Here is an 18,893-nt window from a genome sequence, read left to right on the forward strand (position 1 = left end):
CCGCGATCAGCCGTTCCCTGGAAGACTCCTATGGATCAAGACGTTGTTGCAATCCTGCGGACTTTGAACTGCACATCTCCCAAACGACGCAAATGCGGCGATAAAGCGCGAATATTCATAGTCATAGGTGCTGCTTGTATGCTGGCGCAGCAACTCTCCGCTACACCTACCCGCGCTGAAACCCCCGATTCGAGTCGCTCATTAAGCGCGCCCGCGGCAAATACCAAACCGAAGTCATCTGAAACAAAGATCGTCGCAAAGAAAAAGGAAGCAAAACCCGTCGCAAAGAACACAGAAGATAACAACCGTCCGATTCTTCCGATCAATGACACCAACAACCGCTCTACCCTGGATAACCTTCGCGCCCTGGATAAGGTACTTGGTTACAAGGGATGGAATATTCCGTTTCCGTCGTTCACCGATACGCTTCTTCTCGACGATGGGGGCTTCCGCACAGCGTTGGCCTCTCAGGGAATCGGATTTCTGCACTTCGGGATAATGCTAAGCCAGGCAAATATGTTGGATACGCCTCGCAGCGTGCCAAATTCCTATCCACCGTGCACGTATCAGAACCATCTGGGAGGGATTTGTGCAGGCAACCAGGCCTATTTTGGCGAGTCGTTCGGCCTTGGTTATAACCATAATACATATCTAACTTATGATCTCGGACGAGTCGGCCTCGAGGGAGGGCAACTCCAGGCCCATATCGTGTCCCAGACATCAAATAATGAAGCCTTTTTGGTCAACGATGCCGGAGTTGTCGGTGTCTCTTGGTATCAACCGCTCTTTGACAACAAGGTTGAGTTCAAAGTCGGTTGGCTTGCTCCTATCGCAGAATTAATTGGGCTAGGCATTGGAGGGAATTACGCGCAACCCTTCGGCTCCGCGGCCTCGATTCCGGTCGAACTCGGCATGGCGATTGTACCCGCATTTGCACCGGGCCTGCGCGCGAAACTGAATATCACTGATACCGTATACGACCAGATTTATGTTCAACGGAGTCTCCCGGTAAGAGGCGTTACCGGCAACCCGATTTACGACGAGATCAGCCGCAGCAAGAATAATTTTTGGCCAAATTTCGGCTCTGACGTTGCGGGGACCGGAGTTTTTCTGCTGGATGAGCTTGGCTATCGGCAGCACGAAAAATCAGGCGTTCTGTCGACGTGGGTACGAGGCGGACTGATACTTAATACAACCGAGTTCACCGATTTTTCATCGGTGAGAAGTGCCGGCACAAAGTCCAACGTGCCTGGAGTTTACCTTTTGGCAGATCAACAGCTGTGGCAGCAGGCTCCGTCTTCGGATGCGTCGTCCTACCGCGGAATATATGCTGGGTTTACATATATGTATACGCCGCCGGAAACCGCGGCATTTTACCAGTATTACGAGGCGCGCGCATATTGGATTGGGCCATTTGATAGCCGTCCGCAAGACATGCTAACCTTTAGCTATACGCACAATGATATTAGCAAATATATTACCGCTCTAACAAATCGGAATTCCGCACTTACAAACGTATTTGCGAACAAGTACACCAACACATATAGCCTCACCTACTTTGCACGTTTGATGCCCGGCGTTTATGGAACGGTCGGCATCGCATATACGGATCATCCGAGTATTTCATACTTTCCCACAGAGGGGTCCTCATTGAATTTTCTAGGATCTCTGGTCTTCAATTTGTAGACCCTTGGGTGAGGCACAATTGCCGTCGCTGGATAGGTTTCCCGCTCTTCCTTCTCCCCTGTGGGAGTAGGAAAAAATGGACCGTCACCGCGGCATCAATTCAACCTGACTTCATCCGACCCTACACCACCGGCTTACCCGAGAGGCCGCGTTCGCCGAACGCAAGGAGAAGGGCCGCGCTGGCGCACATGGCTAAAGCGATCACCGCCGTCATTGCCAGCGGGCCGGCAGATTTGAGCAGCGGCAGCAGGACGAGCGGCGCCAGCGCGGAGGTGACGCGATTCACCGCCCAGGCGGTCGAAGAGACGGTTGCGCGCAGCGCGGTCGGAAACAGCTCCGCACCATAGACCGACAGCGCGCCTCCATAGATCGCAACCATCATATTGAATGCCGTGCCCGTCGCCATGAGCAGCACCGGCGCATTGCTGGTCGCGAACCACATACCCGTGGCCGCCATTGCGGCCGCGCATAGCGCCAGCGTCGTACGCCGTTCGATGCGATCGATGAAGGTTGCCGCCAGCAGCGCGCCGATCGAGGGACCGAACAGCGAGACGGCGAGATAGAGCAGCGAATCCGCAACGCGGAATCCCTTTTCGACCAGCACAGCGCCGCTGAGCAGCGGAAAGCTGTTCATCCCCCAAGAAGCGAGGAAATATAGCGCGCAGAGCAAAGCTGTTCGCGGCCGATACGCACGCGCTGCACCGAACCAGAAGCTCGCACGCTCGACACCGGCAACGGGCGCATGCAGCCGCGCGCCAGGCCGAACGGCCTCGTATCCGGCATGGCGGAAAAAGCGGTTGTACGCATCGATGGCGGCCTCGAAGCGCGCGGCGGCGGCCAGCCAGCGTGGCGACTCCGGCAGCGTGCGAAACGCCGCGCCGGTCGTGGCGGCGCCGACGGCCCCGATGATCAGAGCGCAGCGCCAGCCGTCGAGGCCGAATGGCTGCAGCGGCGTGAGGGTGCGGATCAAGAGCACGACGGCGGGCGCACCGAGAGCGCCGATCGCGCAGACCAGGAGGATCAGCATGCCGCGGCGCGCCGCCGGCAGCACGTCGGAAAGATAGGTGGCCATCAGCGGCGGATAGGCGCCGAGCGCCATCCCGGACAGCACACGGAAGAATGTCAACCAAGCGACATCCGGGCTCGCCGCAGCCAGCAGCGAGGTCACCGCCGACACGAGCAGGCTCAAGCTGAGCGCAAGGCGGCGCCCGCTGCGGTCCGCAAGCCACCCGAGCAGCGGGGCGCCGATCGCGCCGCCAGCGGCGATCGATCCGAGCAAGAGCGCGAGCTGATACGGCGCGACCTGATGCGGCGGACTCGAGAATGCCACCGAGAGCGCATAGCTGAGCGCCGACTCGATCACGTCGAAGGCGAGGCCAAGGGCGCACAGGACCAGGATCGCCCAGTGCAGCGGCGTGACCCGCAGGCTATCGAGTTGGTTTGCCGGGAGCTCTGTCGCTCCGGCCGTCGGGTGCGAAAGATCCATGCGTTGACCCTACCCCAGGCACCGTGACCGAACCAGCGCGCCTTTGGCAAAAAAAGAGAGCGTGCCCAGACGGTAGTTATTAGCCGATAAGGGCGGTTGGAGGTTCGAGCAACAAGTGCTGGGATTTCGTCAGAGCGCCTACCGGCGGCTTTGGTTAGCGAAGACTGCCACAACGCGACGGACGGCACACTCGGTGGTCAGCTCGCTACAGCTGGCAGTCGGCCAACTGGGTGTTCGACGCTGCGAGGCGAGTGCTGCAGCGCATTGCGAACTAGACTAGCCGGCAGCCGCGGTGCCGGATTGGAACCGGTCGAGGATTTGCAGGGCGCGCTCGAGAGCGGGGCATACAATTCCCTCCGGCATTCGACCAATAGCCGCGTTGAGATGTTTGTAACCCTCCGAGACGCGATCCTGCTTTAACAACAGCTCAGCAAGGTCCGTCGCAGCCATCAATTCAAACAGGGTGGCGGACTGGCGTTTCGCCCAGTCGATTGCCGAAAGCAAGCTGCTTTCCGCTTGGACATGGTCTACCTCCGATCGAGACGCGAGGATACCGCCCTTAACCCTGAACAAGGCGGGCATGTACACCAACTTCCCACCGCGCTGTTGCACCTCGATTGCGTTCAAGGTCAGCTCCAAGGCTTCCTCGTGTTCTCCTATGGCGGCTAGGCCCTCGGCCAGATCGCAAAGGATGTCTATGGTCTGGTTTTCGTTCCGTTGTGCCTGAAGCTCCTTAAAGGCTCGCCTCAGCAATGGAATTCCCTCATGAAAATTATTTTGACGGAGGTACCACTGACCTCGTAGGCCGGTCACCACAGGGCGAAAATCGATCAGGGAGTCGAGTGCACAGAGTTCGGTCAACTGCGCGAGGTGCAGCTCCGATCGCCTAAAGTCCGCCAGAGCCAAATAGACTGAAAATGTGACGCACAGAGCTCGACACAGCGTGTATGGGTGTCCGGATTTTTCTCCCTCGTCTATCGCGCGATTTGCGCACTTGAGTGACTGGTCAAGCGAACCTCTGTACAGCAGAGAACGAGCCATCCCGCCAAGCAAAAGACATCTCTGCCCATGGTCTTGCCCGGCACGGAAGGGCGAACCGGATGCCATGTAGCTGAGGCTGGCTTCAAGATGCTTGAGTGCGACGAGGTGATTGCCAACCAAATGGTTGGCGACCCCCAACATCCATTCAGCGAGCGCCACGTCGTCGGGATCATTGGTTTTGTTGGCAACTTCTTTGCTTCGGGAAGCGGCATCGAGCGCACTCTGAATGTCACTGTTCGAACAGTAATATGCGAAGAGCCCATTCAGAAGCCGCACCTCGCAGGCAAGGTCTCCTTGTACAGCCGCAATGGATAGCGCGCGAGAAAAAATCTCGCGAACGCGCTCGCTGTTGCTGCCAGCTGTATGCATCAGCGCGAATGACAATGACACACAGATCTGCATCTCCCGTCGAGAGTTCTTGTCTTGAGCTCCGAGGCGGTCTAACGCGCGCTCTGCCCAGCTTCGGCATTCGGTCAACAGGGAGAGTTCGAGAAAAACCTGCATTGAAGCAGCTGCAAGTCTCGTCGCAACCTCGTCGCTGCCATGCGATCCAAAGCTCCATTCCAGCGCCGCCCGAACATCGCTGAGTTGCCGGGAATAGGTCGTAACTCTATCGGCTCTTGGCAGAGCCGAAAGCGGCCCTTTTTGCGGTTCCAGCTGCCGGGTGACGTATTCCGCATGCCGCAAAGAAATTGAGTCGAACTCAGCATGCTCCTCCAGTTTCCCAAGGGCATAGGCGCCGGTCATATCCAGCAGTCGGAACCATGGCTCGATGCCACTGATATCAGCGACGACCAACGATTTGGCTACCAGATCGGCCAGGCGGTCTATCGCACTGACGCCCGTTGCATCCATCGCAACCGCTGCAGCTGCCTCCACGGTAAAACCGCCCGTGAAGATGCCCAGTGCACGAAAGAAGCCTTGCTCGGACTCGCCGAGGAGCTTGTAGCTCCAGTCCACAACAGCTTGCATCGTCTGGTGCCGCGGCGTGGCGCCACGGCGCCGTCCTCCGATCAGCCGCAAGCCGTCGTCGAGGCGGGAGGCAAGGCCTTCAAGTCCGAGGACCTCGACGCGCGGCGCGGCAAATTCGATCGCCAGTGGCAAGCCGTCCAGCTTCCTGCAAATCGCAACGACCAGAGGGGCGTTAGCATCGGTCAGAACGAAGTCTTGAACGATCGCTGTTACTCGCTCGACGAAAAGCTGCGGGGCAGGAAAAGCTGCAGCCTCCATTGCTGTCAGCTCAGACGAAAACTCGGGGCTGCTGAGGGGTTCCAGTCGGAGCACCCGTTCACCGGATACTCCCAGCGGTTCCCTACTGGTCGCCAGAATGGTAAGGCCCGCCACGCCGCTGAGTATCGTCACCGCCAGGTCAGCCGCCGCGCCAATGACATGCTCGCAGGTGTCGAGCAACAACAGCATACGGCGGTCTCTAAGGGCAGCGACGAGACCGGGAAGAGGATCCTCGGTGCGCGTTTCCAGGCCGAGCACGCTGGCAATCGTGCTCGGTACCAGGCGAGCGTCGTGGAGCGCCGCCAGATCAACCAGCCAGACACCATGCTCATAAGCACCGATCATCTGCTCCGCGACGGCCAGGGCGACCGTGGTCTTGCCGATTCCACCAGGCCCGACGATCGTGACGAGGCGTTGCTGCGACAGTTGTGAAACCACCGCTGCCTCGCTCTCTTCGCGGCCGATCACGCGGGTTGCAGCAAAGGGCAAATTGTGCGCCGGCATAGATGCTACTGTCGGCGGCAGCAGGGTTCGTGATGGCTCCTCACGACGCACCGGGGCGACGAAGCTGTAGCCTCGTCCTGGAACGGTAACGATGTAGCGATGGCCGCCATCGCCCTCACCGAGGGCGCGGCGCAGAGCGCTCATTTGAATCTTCAGGTTCGATTCTTCGACGTATGTTTGCGGCCAGGCCCGGGCGATCAGTTGCTCCTTGCCGACTACCTCTCCGGCACGCTCGACCAAAGAGGCAAGAATATCGAAGGCGCGGCCGCCGAGCCGCACCTGCCTGTCGCCCTCAAGCAGAAGCCGTTTCTCCGCGTGGAGCGAGAACGGACCAAACGAGATGACGCGTTCGTTCATTGAGACGCCTTGGGTGGGATCCCTTTCACGTCTTTTTACCAAATTTTACTTGTCGGAACACGCCGGCGGTACCAGAAATATCAATTCTGGGCGGATGCTGAAGTGATGAACGAATGCGGCCCGCTCGCCGGGATTCTCACCTCGAACGGGCAGGGGGGCAGTCCTTCTATTTGAGCGGGGCCAACGATGCCACCCGATCAACTTCGTACACCCATAGCAACCAAAAACCTGTTGCGGCCCTTAGAGATGACCGTCACCGAGCGCTCGCTCAAACGGGCGGGCGGGGTCGTTCCGCTCGGCCGAGGGGCCTCCGACATATCTTTGGCTCTCATTCAAGCGGCCTTGAAGCTGGCTTTATCGCCAAATTTTCCATGAACGGGGGCGGATGAATGTCCTTGCCCTTTTCTCAGCCTGCAACCGCCGTCCCGGCTGAGGGCGGAGTACGGCAGTTAACTTCCGCCAAGCTGTTCAGCGCGAATGAGACTATTGAGGTCGATGAAGCCAAGAAGGCCGAGGACCGGCTACGCCGCAGCGAAACCTGGCTCGCACAAGCACAGAGGCTAAGCCATACCGGTACTTGGGTTCTGGACGGGACAACGAGGCGTTTTCTGTATTGGTCGGACGAGAGTTACCGCATCTGGGGTTTTGATCCGCTGCAGGGGCTCCCAAGCCGAGACGACATGTGGGAACGCATTCACCCGGACGATCGAGAAAGGGTGTGGGGAGAAGTCCAGGAAGCATTGCGCGAGAAAAGAGATTTCCTTGCCGAGTTCAGAATCCTGCTGCCTGATGAAACAGTCAAATACCTGGAAACAAACAGCCATCATGAATTTTCCCCACTCGGCGCGCTACTCGAGGTCATTTGCACAAATGTCGACGTGACGGAGCGCAAGCACGCGGAGCAAGCCCTTCGCGAAAGTGAACGCAAGCACCGCCAATTGATCGAGAGCGTTCCATGTCACTTCTGGTCAGCGAACCCTAACGGCGAGCCGACCTATGCCAATCAGCGCCTTCTCGACTATTTTGGGATTCGATTTGAAGATCGAAAAGGGGACATGGAGGTCCTGCATCCGGACGACGTTGCAGAAACCGAAAGGGCTCTTAATCACGCACTTCGAACTGGAGAGTCCTTTGAGCGCGTGCACCGTTTACGCCGGGCGGACGGCGAGTATCGCTGGCATCGGGTACGCGCTGAGCCTCAGCGCGACCCAGAAGGGCAAATCGTCCAGTGGCACGGCCTGTCGGTCGACATCGATGAACGCAAGCGCTCAGCGGAACGCCTCCGCGTGCAGCACGCGGTCGCGCAGATTTTGGCGGAAGCGACCACGATCGAAGAGGCGACTCCGAGAATACTGCGGGCTATAGGCGAGTATCTGGGATGGGACGTGGGCGCGCTCTGGCGCGTGGACCGGGAGGCCGGGGTTTTGCGCTGTGTCGAGCTTTGGCACAAGGCGTCGATAGAAGTCCCCGAATTTGAAAGGGTTAGCCGGGAGTTCACTTTCGTTCCGGGCTTGGGACTGCCGGGCCGGATTTGGTCCAGCCGTGAGCCCGAATACGTTCCCGATGTCGTTTCTGATGAGAATTTTCCGCGGGCCTCGATCGCCGAACGCGAAGGACTACACACGGCCTTCGGCTTTCCCATCCTGCTTGGCAGCGAAGTCCTGGGCGTGATCGAGTGTTTCAGCCGCGAGATCAGGCAGCCCGATCAGGAACTGCTCAACATGCTGGCTACCATCGGAAGCCAGATCGGTCAGTTCATCGAGCGCAAGCGCGCCGAACAGGCATTGCGGGAGAGCGAGGCGAAGTTCCGCGACTTCGCTGAGACGGCCTCTGACTGGCTCTGCGAAATCGGCCCGGATTACAAATACACGCTGCTGAGCGATAATGCCTTTGGTTCAGGCGCGGCCGATCGAATCGGCACGGCGTGCTGGGATCACGCCCTCGATCTTCAAACCGAACCCGAGAAATGGCAGCGTCTCCGGGAAACCATCGATTCACGTAAACCGTTCCGGGACTTTGTGTATTGCGGGCTGAGCAGCGACGGCTCTCCGATGTATGTGAGGGCGAGTGGCAAGCCCTTGTTTGACGCCAACGGAGAATTTCAAGGCTATCGTGGCACATGTACAGATGTGACAGAGATCATGCACGCGCAGGAGGCGCTGCGTGAAAGCGAACGAAGTTTACGTTCGACAATTGACGGGATAGCCGGTCTCATTGCGATCATGACCCCGAACGGTGAGCTTGAGACCGTCAATCGTCAGGTCTTCGAGTATTTTGGCCGATCGCTGGAATGGCTGAAGAACTGGGGAACAAACGATGCGGTACATCCTGAAGACCTGCCCCATGTTGTTGAAATTTTTACGAGAGCGGTGGTCTCGGGAACTCCCTACCATTACGACCAACGCCTACGGCGCTTCGACGGTGAATATCGATGGTTTGACGTCCGCGGCCGCCCAATTCGCGATGACTCCGGGCGCATCGCGCGGTGGTACGTTCTACTGACGGACATTGATGATCGCACTCGAGCGCTGGCGCAATTGGAGCAAATGCAATCAGATTTTGCTCACATGAACCGCGTGAGCATGATGGGGGAGTTAGCTGCCTCGCTGTCTCACGAGATCCTGCATCCTATCGCGACCGCGCGCAACAACGCCCGTACAGGGATGCGCTTTTTGGAAATGAATCCGCCGAATCTGGATGAGGCCAGGGAAGCGCTCGGCTGTATTGTCAGGGATGCGGACCGAGCCAAGGATATCGTCGGACGGATTCGTAATCAGATCAAGAAGGCGTCGCCGCGAAAAGAGTGTTTTGGCCTCAATGAAGCGATCAACGAAATGATTGTCATGGTGCGAAGCGCAATCGCCGACAATCGAGTCTTGGTCCAGACTCGCCTCGCGGAGGGGGCGCTTGCCATCCATGGGGATCGCGTCCAACTGCAACAAGTCGTGCTGAACTTGATCCTCAACGCGGTTGAAGCAATGGGCTCGGTTGAGGCCGGAGCACGAGAGCTGTTGGTCAGCACAGAGCAAGACCACACAGGCGTTCTCGTGGCCGTGCGCGATTCTGGGCCGGGCATCGATGCCACGCGTTTGGAGCGCATCTTCGAGGCTTTCTATACTACCAAATTCGGCGGAACAGGCATGGGGTTGCCGATATGTCGGTCCATTATCGATGCTCATGGGGGCAAGCTATGGGCAGAGGCAAACGAGCCGGGTGGCGCAGTATTTCAGTTCACCTTGCCCGCGGCCCAAGAGGTCTCATGAATTGTCTTCGATGGGCATACCGGACTGCAGAGCCAAACGCAGGCATCGCTCGAGATCGTCGTCGTCCAATGGCTTGCTGAGGTAGCAAACGACTCCATCCTTTAAGGCCTGATCCCTGACGACTTCATCGGGGTATGCAGTCACCAGGATCGCTGGAATCGCGTGCCCTGTGTGGACCAGATGCGTGTGCAACTCGACTCCGGTCATTCCGGGCATGTGAACGTCGGCGACCAAGCAGTCGGTTTCAGGCAAGAGACGGGATGCCAGAAAATCTGCTGCTGACGGAAACGCTTCGACAGTGTAGCCAAGCAACGTTACGAGTTTTCGCATTGACTCGCGAAAGGGCTGGTCATCATCGACGATAGATATCAGTGCACGGTTCAACATTGCGGCTTCCATGCACCTTCCTCGCTCCACCATACCGGCGGCGGCTCGCGCTGCATGCAAGTTGTAATGTCAGTGACATTCCCCAATAATGCAATGCCGGCGCCCCTAAGCGATGGCTTAGGCCTTGGGTTACCGCTTAGGCGGCAGATACTGTTCATCTCGACAGATTGCGCGTAGAATAGCGTGGTTCCAGTAGAAAGAATGGGCTCCCTTTAACGCAGGGTACCGAGAATGGGTAACGCAGATCCCAGTGTCTCGGTCATCGATGACGATCCCGAGTTTCGCGCCTCGGTCGTGCGGCTGTTGCGGACAGTCGGTCTATATTCCCGACAATTTTCATCGGTTCACGATTTTCTCAAGGCCGATCGGCCGGAGGGCCCCACTTGCCTGGTGCTCGACGTGAGAATGCCGGGGCGAAGCGGTCTTGAGCTTCAGCGCGACCTTGCCGCCGCGAACAGGCAGGTGCCGATCATCTTCATTACAGCGCATGCCGACGTGCCGATGACCGTGCAAGCGATGAAAGGCGGCGCGATAGAGTTCCTCACAAAACCATTCCGTGATCAGGAACTGCTTGACGCTGTCGAGGCCGGCCTTGCACGCGACCGTGCTCGACAGGAGAGTGAACGGGCATTGGCTATGCTCAGGGAGCGTTTCGATTCGCTCAGCTCCCGCGAGCGGGAAATCATGCTCCATGTCGTGGCGGGTCGCCTCAACAAACAGATCGCCAACGATATCGGAATCGCCGAGTCTACGGTGAAGGTGCATCGCACCCACCTGATGCGGAAGATGAAGGCCCGTTCGCTTCCGGAGCTCAGCCGGATGGCGGACACCCTCAACGGGAGACTACATCAGCCGCAGAACTCCTGAGTCAGCCTAAGGGATATCGCCTCAAGCGTTTTCACGCGAGTGCAGTGTCCCTGCAAGCAAATTACCATCTGCTGCATTTGCTGCAAGGCTGATCATTGGGCATTACGTGCTCTTCGGCCAACAGATGCAGAAGCGTGAGGTTAGAGATTTCGCGCCCGCGTCGTCCCTAAGCCATAGCTTAGCACAAGCAACCACTAGCGAACTTCACACGACCACCGCGCAATCGACGTCGGCGCGCTAAGCCGTCAAAACGCAACTCAATAGCTCTGCCGCACGGACGCGAGGTTACAATGGGCGCATTGGCAACGACCGCAGTTTTCGAACGCGTGAAACCACTCGAGCCGGCCAGCTTCACGCCGCAAATGGAAGACTGTCAAACCACCGCGAGAGATTCTCCTCCAGCTTGCCTCGGGTTCGGCTATCTGGCAAATAGCCTCGTCCAACTTCTTGAGACAGCGACACGTGAGCTCGAGCGTGATCCTGACGTGGCGAAAGCATCGCTGGTCACCGCATCAACTCTTCTGCAAGCGGAAGTCGAGCGCTACTCGAGCGCTGGCGACGCCGCAAGGGGCGGGCTGGCGCGGTGGCAGATGTTGCGCGTGCGCGCCTTTATCGATAGCAATTTACACCGCTCCATTCACATTCGGGATCTCAGCGCGGTTGCGCAGCGTAGCCCGGCTCACTTCTGTCGAAAATTCAAACTCGTCGTTGGCGAGCCGCCGCATGCCTACGTGGTGAGAAGGCGTTTGGAGAGAGCTTGCCACCTCATGGTGACCAGCGCGTCATCCCTGAGTGAGATAGCGTTGAGTGTGGGTTTTTCGGATCAAGCGCATCTGTGTAGGCATTTCCGGGCGGCTCTTGGTCAAAGTCCGGCCAGTTGGCGCCGAGCGCGCGGAACTCTCGGGCGAGATAACCCGACACGAATGTAAATATCACATGAGCGATCGAGTTGGGCGGAGGGCACATCGTCCTGCATCACAAAGAGAAATTGGCGCGCCGATACGATTTCGGGTGAGTGACCTTTGCCTCTGGAGGGCAAGGCAAAACGCCATTCTCCGGCGGTAGCTCAAATGGTGGGTTTTGGTCCAGGAAGGTCGAAAATGCTTTACTTCCCAATGGGGATTAACTCGGCTTCAATCCGCTTCATCTTTTCCTCATGCGAACGAGATGCTGCGCGCGCATTGGTTCGCATAAGTCAATTGCACGCCCGTCGTAGAATTGGACAGTGCGGCGAAGAAATCGGATAGTCCTAATATCACGGGTATGTCGCGGAGCCGGCACAAGCCATTTCGGAAATTCGCGCGCGGTCATGGAGTTCCGGACGGGTGAGGCAGGGGCGATTTCTTCGCTTGTGTCTTCGTTAGCGCTCGATCCAAACAGTCATACCCGGCTCAAGGGCCGCCGGCTCCCCCGGGTCGAGGCGCAGGCGAAGGGTGTTGCGGTCGTGATCGCCAATGACCCGCTCGGCCTGCCAAGTGGCGAACGTTCCGATCGGCCGCAATTCGGTGATGACCGCTTTGGTCGCGCCATCCGTGCCGTGCCGCATCACGCTTGCCGTTTCTCCCATCGCGAGACGGTTGAGATGATCTTCGCGCACGTTGAACGAGAGCCATTGCCTGCCCGCCGCTTCGACCATCAGGATCGGTTGGCCCGCGCGAACATTTTCGCCCACCTCTGCGGCAATGACAGTGACGACGCCGTCGGCCGGAGCACGCAGGGCCATCTTGTCCAGCCGGCGCTCGAGCACGGTGACTGCGGCGGCGGCGGCCTGCACCTGCGCGTCGGCGATCGCGCGCTCTTCCCGGGTCGGGCCTGCGACTGCCGCGTCATAATTCGCCTGAGCCCCCGCGACGTCGGCACGGGCGCTGGCGACGTCGTTCTCGGCCTGGTCAAGCGACTGCTGGGACTCAAAACTCTGGCGTGCCAGCGTGCTGGTTCTCGTGAGCTGGGCCTGGACGTAGTCGAGGCGGGAGCTTGCCTTGGCGATCGCAGCCTTCAGCGAGTCGACCTGTTCGCGACGGATGCCAGCATAGACGTTGATGCGGTTCGCGGTTGCGGAGGCGAGGGCCGCACGCGCCTGGTCTGCCTGTGCCGTCAACTCGGTCGCGGAGAGCCGCGCCAGGATATCGCCGGCATGGACGAGCGCGCCTTTCCCGACGGCGATCGACACGAGTTGGCCATTCACCTCCGGCTCGACCCTGACTTCGGTCGCCCGCACCACGCCAACGATGGCGGTCGACGAATCCGGGCGACGTGCGGAATAGATCAGGACGCCCGTGACGAGCACGAGCACGGTCGCAACAATGGCGTACCTAGCTTGGCGCACGTTGCGCTCCTCTCTTGACGGCAAGTGCCGAGATCACCGCGAGCGCGAAATAGCCCAGCGCCAGACACCATAGCCAGAGCCAGTCATGCCCGACCTCCCAGATGCTGGCGCCAAGCTGGTTGATGCGCACGAGGCCGTCGATCGCGGAATCGGCGGGGAACATCTTGCCCAGCGCGATGGCCGCTTCGGGGATGGCTTCGCGCGGCCATGCGAAGCCGGCGGTGAAGAACTGCGGCAGGCTGGTCGCCAGCAGCAGCAGGGTAGCGTTTTCCGGCCGTGTGAACCAGGCCCCGATGGCCTGTCCCATAAAACTCGTCGCCAGCAAAAAGACAGTCGCGAGCGCGAAGATCTGTGGAAGGTGCCCGAGCGTCGAAAAGCCGTAGATCCGCGGCAGCACGATCAGATAGAGCGCGAGCGCTGGAAGGTAGATGGTCAGGTGGGCGACGCCGCGGCCGAGCACGCCGGCGAACGCGCCGCCGGCGCCTGCCAGCGCGGTGCCGGTCAGCATCGCGGCCCCGATCAGGAGCGTCTGCTGCAGGATCAGCATAAACGCCGCCGGAACGACGTAACTCGCATAGCCGCCCACCGGGTTGAAGATCGGCTGCAGCAGAACGTCGGCCGGGCTCGTGGTCGCCAGTTTCGCCTTGACGAGGCTGCCGTCCGAACGCGCGCCCCGCGAAACCAGCTCGGACGTCAATGCGCCGACCGCCGTGGCAACCCCCCTTGCGGTCGACCTGAAGATGAAGAGATAGGTGGCATCGGCGTAGACCGGGATGTGCGCAGTGATGCCCTTGAGCACGTCGCGCTCGGTGCCTTCAGGGATTTCGACGGCGGCAAACGCCTTCCCGCGATTGATGGCGGCGTGCGCCTCGGCAAGTGTGCGGACGCGAACCGCGACGTTCAATGTGCCGCTCGCGTCCAGCGTTTCGACGATCCGGCGGCTGAGGTCGCTGAGATCGTTGTCGACGACCGCGATCGGAAGCTTGCGAAGGATCTGGTTCAGATAGGGTTGCGGATAATAGATGCCGTACACCAGGGGAGCCAGGAACAGCACGCTGAAGGCGCTCCGGGTTCCGAGCACGCGCCGCCACTCCGCTGTAAAGGCGCCGCCAATGCCCCGCGGTGGGACGCGGATCTCCGGTTGCTCGGCGGGGCGCGCCGCCTCAAACCAACCCCTGCGCTTGAGGCTCGCCATGCGCAGCCATGCAAGGCCCCCAAAGAGCAGGGCCAGGCCGGCGAGTGCCGCAAAGGGAATGGCGGCTTCCGAGACCGGCAATCCGCGCGCGGCTTGTCCCAGCAAGACCGACATGTACCAGCGCAGCGGCAGAATCGTGCTCCAGACTTGCGCAAAGGTGTTCATGCCCACGGTGGGAAAGCCGACGCCGGCGTAGCCGAATGCCGGCGAGGCAAACAGGCCCGCAAGCCCGAGCCCGGTCGCGAGGTCGCCGGTCACGAGCTGCAACAGGGCGCCCACCGACAAATAAGCAATGATCAGCAAGGAGCCGGCGGCGAGCATCAACGGCAGGTCTCCCCGGAAGGAGATTTCCAGCACGCCTTCCAGGAACAGCGGCTCGGCCAGCATGATGAGGAGGAAGATGCAAAATAGCGGCGCCAGCTTGCCGGCCAGCGCTGCGACCGGATCGCCGCCGGCACTTTCCAGCCACTCCCGCGCGTTGCGACGGCGGAATTCGGAGCCGACGGAATAGCCGGCGGCGAGCGTGATCACGACATGGATGATCGTCGGCAGCAACGCACGGAGCAGGAACTGCGCATAGTTCTTTTGCGGATTGACCAGCGCGATGGTCTCCGCGGTCAGCGTTCCCATCGAAGCCGGAGCGGGTGCGGCGCGCCTGGCGGGAGCGGCCACCGCCGCCGCGGCGGACAGCGAATCGCTCAGGCCGGAGGACGCAATGCCGGCCGCTGTCAGGAACTGCTGATTATAGAAGCCGACGACCTGCGGGCGCCGTTCGGCCTTCAGGTCGCGCTCGAAATCCGGCGGGATATGGACGGCCGAGATCGCCTTGCCCGAGCGGATGTCCTGCACCGCCGTCGACAGCGTCCCGGAGCGGTCGACGATATTCAGGCTCGGCGAGGCCGCGACGTATTCGACCAGGGCATGCGAAGCGTCCGAGTTGTCTTCGTCGACGACGGTTACCCCGAGCCCCCGTATGACCGGATGGCTGAAGACGGTGGTGAGAACCACGAACGCGAACAGCGGCACGCCGAAGATCAAGAGCAGCGCGACACGATCGTGAAACAGCCAGTGGCACTCGCGTCGTGCGACCCGCCAGAAGCCGGGCTTCGACGCCGGCCTCATTGCCGTGTCCGCCAGTCGAGATAGGCGCTCATTCCGGGTCGCAACTCCGGCACCGGCTGGACCGGGTAGGCGCGGATCGAAAACGTCCGCAGATCGAAATCGCCGGTGGCGCGCGTGGCCCGCCAGCTCGCATATTCGCCCTTGGTTGCAACGAGCTTGACCTCGACCGTGACGCGGCGGTCGGCGAGAGCCGGGATGCGGACATCGAACCGATCACCGACCTTCAATCCCTTGACGAGATCCTCGCGAAGATCGAAATGAACCCAGACGTCGGCCAGATCGATCAAGGTGACGAGCGGTACGCCCGGCGAGACATACTCGCCCGGCTCGACGTTGCGCTGATAGACCTGCGAGGCGATGGGAGCGTAGACTTGGAGCTGGTCGATGATCGATTGAACGCTCTGGATATCGGCATTGGCCTTTTCGACGCTGGTCTTGGCAATCGCCCGCTCTTCCTTGGTGTAGCCGTTGACGGCCTGGTCGTAGGCCGATTGGGCCTGATCGACCGCGCGCTCGGTTTCATGCAGCGAATCGGTCACCTGGTCGAGGCGGGCCTGCGGTGCGTTGCCTTGCCCGGTCAACGTATTGGTTCGCTCGAAGGTCTTCTGGGCCAGCACCAGCGCCGCCTGCGCGCGCTCCAGCTCCGCCTTCCGCGCGGCGATGACTTCCGCCCGCGTTCCGACCAGCACATTGGCGAGCTGCGCCTCGGCCACCGCCATCGCGGCTTTCATTTGCTCGTGTTTGGCCAGCGTTTCGGGATTGTCGATCCGCACCAGCACCGCTCCGGCGGGCACGTTCTGGCCGCGGTTGACAGGAATTTCCTTGACCCGTCCGTCGACGCGCGCGGCGATGTCGAGACGCGTGGCATCGGCCTCACCCTGTACGAGCAGCGGTTCCGGCCGCAACAGATAGAAGACCGATAACGCCACGACAATGGCTGCAACGATGCCGACGATGATGGAGGGACCGCGCGTCGCCGCGCGCGCATTCCCGTCCCGTCCGTCAGGCGTTGCGGCGGACGTGCTTTGAATCTCTTCGCCAGAGGTCGGCGTGTCCATGTCTGACTCCACTTGGTTCGTGACCGTCTTGGTCGTCAGGCCTCGCCGGACCTCCGTTCGCCTCGTCTGACCTGGCGGCACCGCGACTTAGCCAGCACGAAAATGTCGTCGCTTGTCCGGTCGCGCTGCGACTTGCATGTTCGTGCGCTCAATTCAGCGCCAGCAAACAATTGGTACGGAGTATTCGGTAGGAGCGAGTCGAGCGTGGCTCGCATGTCGCAAAGCCCCTCCATGAACCGGTCAAGACCGGGAAAAGATATCCGCCGGATTCGCAATGTGCAAGCGCGCGGCAAGGCATGATCTGTGCCGAACGACCGCGAGGAAGCAGCACAACCATTCCAGCTGTGATCGTCTCATTCAATATTGCGGCGAGTATTCGCGGCACTGTTGCGGTCAAGCGCTGACCGATTTCGCGTCAGCCCGTCATACGGGTGCCACATGTCCGAAGCCGCCAAGAGCAGTCGAACCGCCAGCGCCGTCGCCGCTCGCCTGTTTGTCCTTGAGCTGAATGCCGGCCGCATTCACTCCATGAATACGGACGGTTCCGACCGCAAGACCATCGTGTCGGATTGCCATCTGCCCGATGGCATCGTCGTCGATGTCGAAGCGGGTCACATCTACTGGACCAACATGGGCATCCCAAATCTGGATGACGGATATATCGAGCGCGCCGATATCGACGGCAAGAATCGCAAGACCGTCGTCCCGCGGGGAAAAACCCACACTCCGAAGCAGATCATTCTCGATAAGAAGGGCGGCAAGCTCTATTGGTGCGACCGCGAGGGTATGCGCGTCATGCGCTGCAATCTCGACGGCTCGCAGCTGGAGACGCTGATCGAAGCCGGTCGCGGCGAAGCCGATAGCCGGGATCAGACCCGGTGGTGCGTCGGACTGACGATCGACCCGAAACTCGGACATCTCTACTGGACGCAAAAAGGTCCTGATAATGCCGGGCTCGGTCGCCTCTTCCGTGCCAATCTCGAAATTCCCGCCGGCCAGACGGCGGCGACCCGGACCGACATCGAGATCTTCTACGATCGCCTGCCGGAGCCGATCGATCTCGAGCTCGACCTCAAGAACCGTATTCTCTACTGGACCGATCGCGGCGACCCGCCGCGCGGCAACACGGTGAACCGGGCCTCCGTCGACAACAAACCCGCCGAGCCGGAGATCGTCGTCACCCATCTCATGGAGGGGATCGGCATCGCGCTCGACGTTCCAAACGATCGCATGTTCGTGACCGATTTCGCCGGCTCGGTCTATGTCGCACGGCTCGACGGATCCGGTGAACGGAATTTCCTGTTCGCCCAGGGCAATCTCACCGGCATCGCCTACGCCGAAATCTGACCAACGCTTCGGAGACATGACATGAACGACATCAAGCCCATTCGCCGCATCGCCATCATCGGCACAGGCGTGATCGGCGCGAGCTGGAGCTCGCTGTATCTGGCCAAGGGATTGCAGGTCGTCGCCACCGACCCTGCGCCGAACGCGGAAGCCGCGCTGAGGAAGTTCGTCGAGACTGCCTGGCCCGCGCTCAAGCGATTGGGCCTCTCGCCCGGAGCGTCGCAGTCGAACCTGACGTTCACGCCCGACCTCGCGAAGGCGCTCAACGGTGCCGACCTCGTCCAGGAGAACGGACCCGAGCGGATCGATTTCAAGCAGAAGCTCTATGGGCAGCTCGACGAACTGCTGCCGCCGGAGGTGATCATCGCGTCGAGTTCGTCGGGGCTCACCATGAGCGAAATCCAGAAGGGCGCCGCAACCCATCCCGAACGCTGCGTCATCGGTCATCCGTTCAATCCGCCCCACTTGATTCCGCTGGTCGAGATCGTCGGCGGGGCCAAGACCTCGGAGCCGACAATCCGGCGCGCCGATGAATTTTACACCTCGATCGGGCAACGGACGGTGCGCGTCAACAAGGAAATGCCGGGCCATGTCGCCAACCGTCTACAGGCGGCGCTCAGCCGCGAAATCTACTACCTCGTCGCCGAGGGCGTGGTGAGCGCCGCCGACGTTGACACCGCTCTCTCCTGGGGCCCAGGCCTGCGCTGGGGCGTCATGGGCGGCTTGATGCTCAACCATCTCGGCGGTGGTCCGGGCGGTATCGAGCACTTCTTCCAGCAATTCACCGGCCCGATGACGGCCTGGTGGAAGACCCTCGGTTCGCCGGTGCTGACACCGGAAGTGCAAAAGATACTCATCGACAGCGTTCATGCGGAGGCCGGATCGCGCACCATCATGGAGCTGGAGGCGGAGCGCGACGAAGTTTTGCTCGGCCTGATCGAGCTGCGCAACAAGGTTGCCAGATCGAGCCAGGCGAAATCGACGAAGTCGGTCGCCTGAGATCAATCGCTACCGACCACGTCCG

At 60.4% G+C, this 18,893-nt stretch carries 12 protein-coding genes; 6 read left to right on the forward strand and 6 right to left on the reverse strand.

Features of this window, described 5'->3' with window-relative positions:
- The first annotated feature begins 30 nt into the window (after positions 1–30).
- Positions 31–1,686, forward strand: a complete 1,656-nt coding sequence (locus FFI89_RS12110; RefSeq protein WP_138836786.1) for a carbohydrate porin — start codon at positions 31–33, stop codon at positions 1,684–1,686.
- A gap of 121 nt (positions 1,687–1,807) precedes the next feature.
- Here FFI89_RS12110 and FFI89_RS12115 read toward each other — a convergent pair whose 3' ends face one another.
- The gene (locus FFI89_RS12115; RefSeq protein ID WP_138836788.1) at positions 1,808–3,172 is read right to left on the reverse strand and encodes an MFS transporter; all 1,365 of its coding nucleotides are present in this window, start codon (positions 3,170–3,172) and stop codon (positions 1,808–1,810) included.
- Between the two features lie 276 nt (positions 3,173–3,448).
- A complete protein-coding gene (locus tag FFI89_RS12120; RefSeq protein ID WP_138836790.1) occupies positions 3,449–6,304 on the reverse strand; it encodes a winged helix-turn-helix domain-containing protein in 2,856 nt (951 codons plus the stop codon).
- Between the two features lie 389 nt (positions 6,305–6,693).
- On the opposite strand from FFI89_RS12120, the gene FFI89_RS12125 reads away from it, so the two are divergent.
- Positions 6,694–9,567, forward strand: a complete 2,874-nt coding sequence (locus FFI89_RS12125) for a PAS domain-containing protein (RefSeq protein ID WP_138836792.1) — start codon at positions 6,694–6,696, stop codon at positions 9,565–9,567.
- Here FFI89_RS12125 and FFI89_RS12130 read toward each other — a convergent pair.
- The gene (locus tag FFI89_RS12130; protein ID WP_246669428.1) at positions 9,562–9,966 is read right to left on the reverse strand and encodes a response regulator transcription factor; all 405 of its coding nucleotides are present in this window, start codon (positions 9,964–9,966) and stop codon (positions 9,562–9,564) included. The genes FFI89_RS12125 and FFI89_RS12130 overlap by 6 nt on opposite strands.
- 219 nt (positions 9,967–10,185) lie before the next feature.
- On the opposite strand from FFI89_RS12130, the gene FFI89_RS12135 reads away from it, so the two are divergent.
- Positions 10,186–10,821, forward strand: a complete 636-nt coding sequence (locus tag FFI89_RS12135) for a response regulator transcription factor (protein WP_138836794.1) — start codon at positions 10,186–10,188, stop codon at positions 10,819–10,821.
- A 290-nt stretch (positions 10,822–11,111) separates the two neighbouring features.
- Complete coding sequence (locus FFI89_RS12140; protein ID WP_138836796.1) at positions 11,112–11,750, forward strand: helix-turn-helix domain-containing protein; 639 nt, start codon at positions 11,112–11,114, stop codon at positions 11,748–11,750.
- Positions 11,751–12,181: 431 nt separating this feature from the next.
- Here FFI89_RS12140 and FFI89_RS12145 read toward each other — a convergent pair whose 3' ends face one another.
- The 3 genes from FFI89_RS12145 to FFI89_RS12155 are packed head-to-tail and all read right to left on the reverse strand — an operon-like array spanning position 12,182 to position 16,522.
- Complete coding sequence (locus FFI89_RS12145; protein ID WP_138836797.1) at positions 12,182–13,147, reverse strand: HlyD family secretion protein; 966 nt, start codon at positions 13,145–13,147, stop codon at positions 12,182–12,184.
- Complete coding sequence (locus tag FFI89_RS12150; RefSeq protein WP_138836799.1) at positions 13,134–15,464, reverse strand: ABC transporter permease; 2,331 nt, start codon at positions 15,462–15,464, stop codon at positions 13,134–13,136. The genes FFI89_RS12145 and FFI89_RS12150 overlap by 14 nt, the downstream gene beginning before the upstream one ends.
- Entirely contained in the window at positions 15,461–16,522 is a 1,062-nt protein-coding gene (locus FFI89_RS12155; protein ID WP_138836801.1) for an HlyD family secretion protein, read from the reverse strand. Before FFI89_RS12155 ends, FFI89_RS12150 begins: the two co-directional genes overlap by 4 nt.
- A gap of 438 nt (positions 16,523–16,960) precedes the next feature.
- Here FFI89_RS12155 and FFI89_RS12160 point away from each other — a divergent pair, with 438 nt between their 5' ends.
- Both FFI89_RS12160 and FFI89_RS12165 read left to right on the forward strand, forming a co-directional pair.
- Positions 16,961–17,869 (forward strand): 3-hydroxyacyl-CoA dehydrogenase, encoded by a 909-nt coding sequence (locus tag FFI89_RS12160; RefSeq protein ID WP_138836803.1) that lies wholly within the window; start codon positions 16,961–16,963, stop codon positions 17,867–17,869.
- 21 nt (positions 17,870–17,890) lie between these two features.
- Positions 17,891–18,868 (forward strand): 3-hydroxyacyl-CoA dehydrogenase NAD-binding domain-containing protein, encoded by a 978-nt coding sequence (locus FFI89_RS12165; protein ID WP_138836805.1) that lies wholly within the window; start codon positions 17,891–17,893, stop codon positions 18,866–18,868.
- Positions 18,869–18,893: the final 25 nt, after the last annotated feature.

It is taken from the genome of Bradyrhizobium sp. KBS0727 (genome assembly GCF_005937885.2).
GTDB lineage: Bacteria > Pseudomonadota > Alphaproteobacteria > Rhizobiales > Xanthobacteraceae > Bradyrhizobium.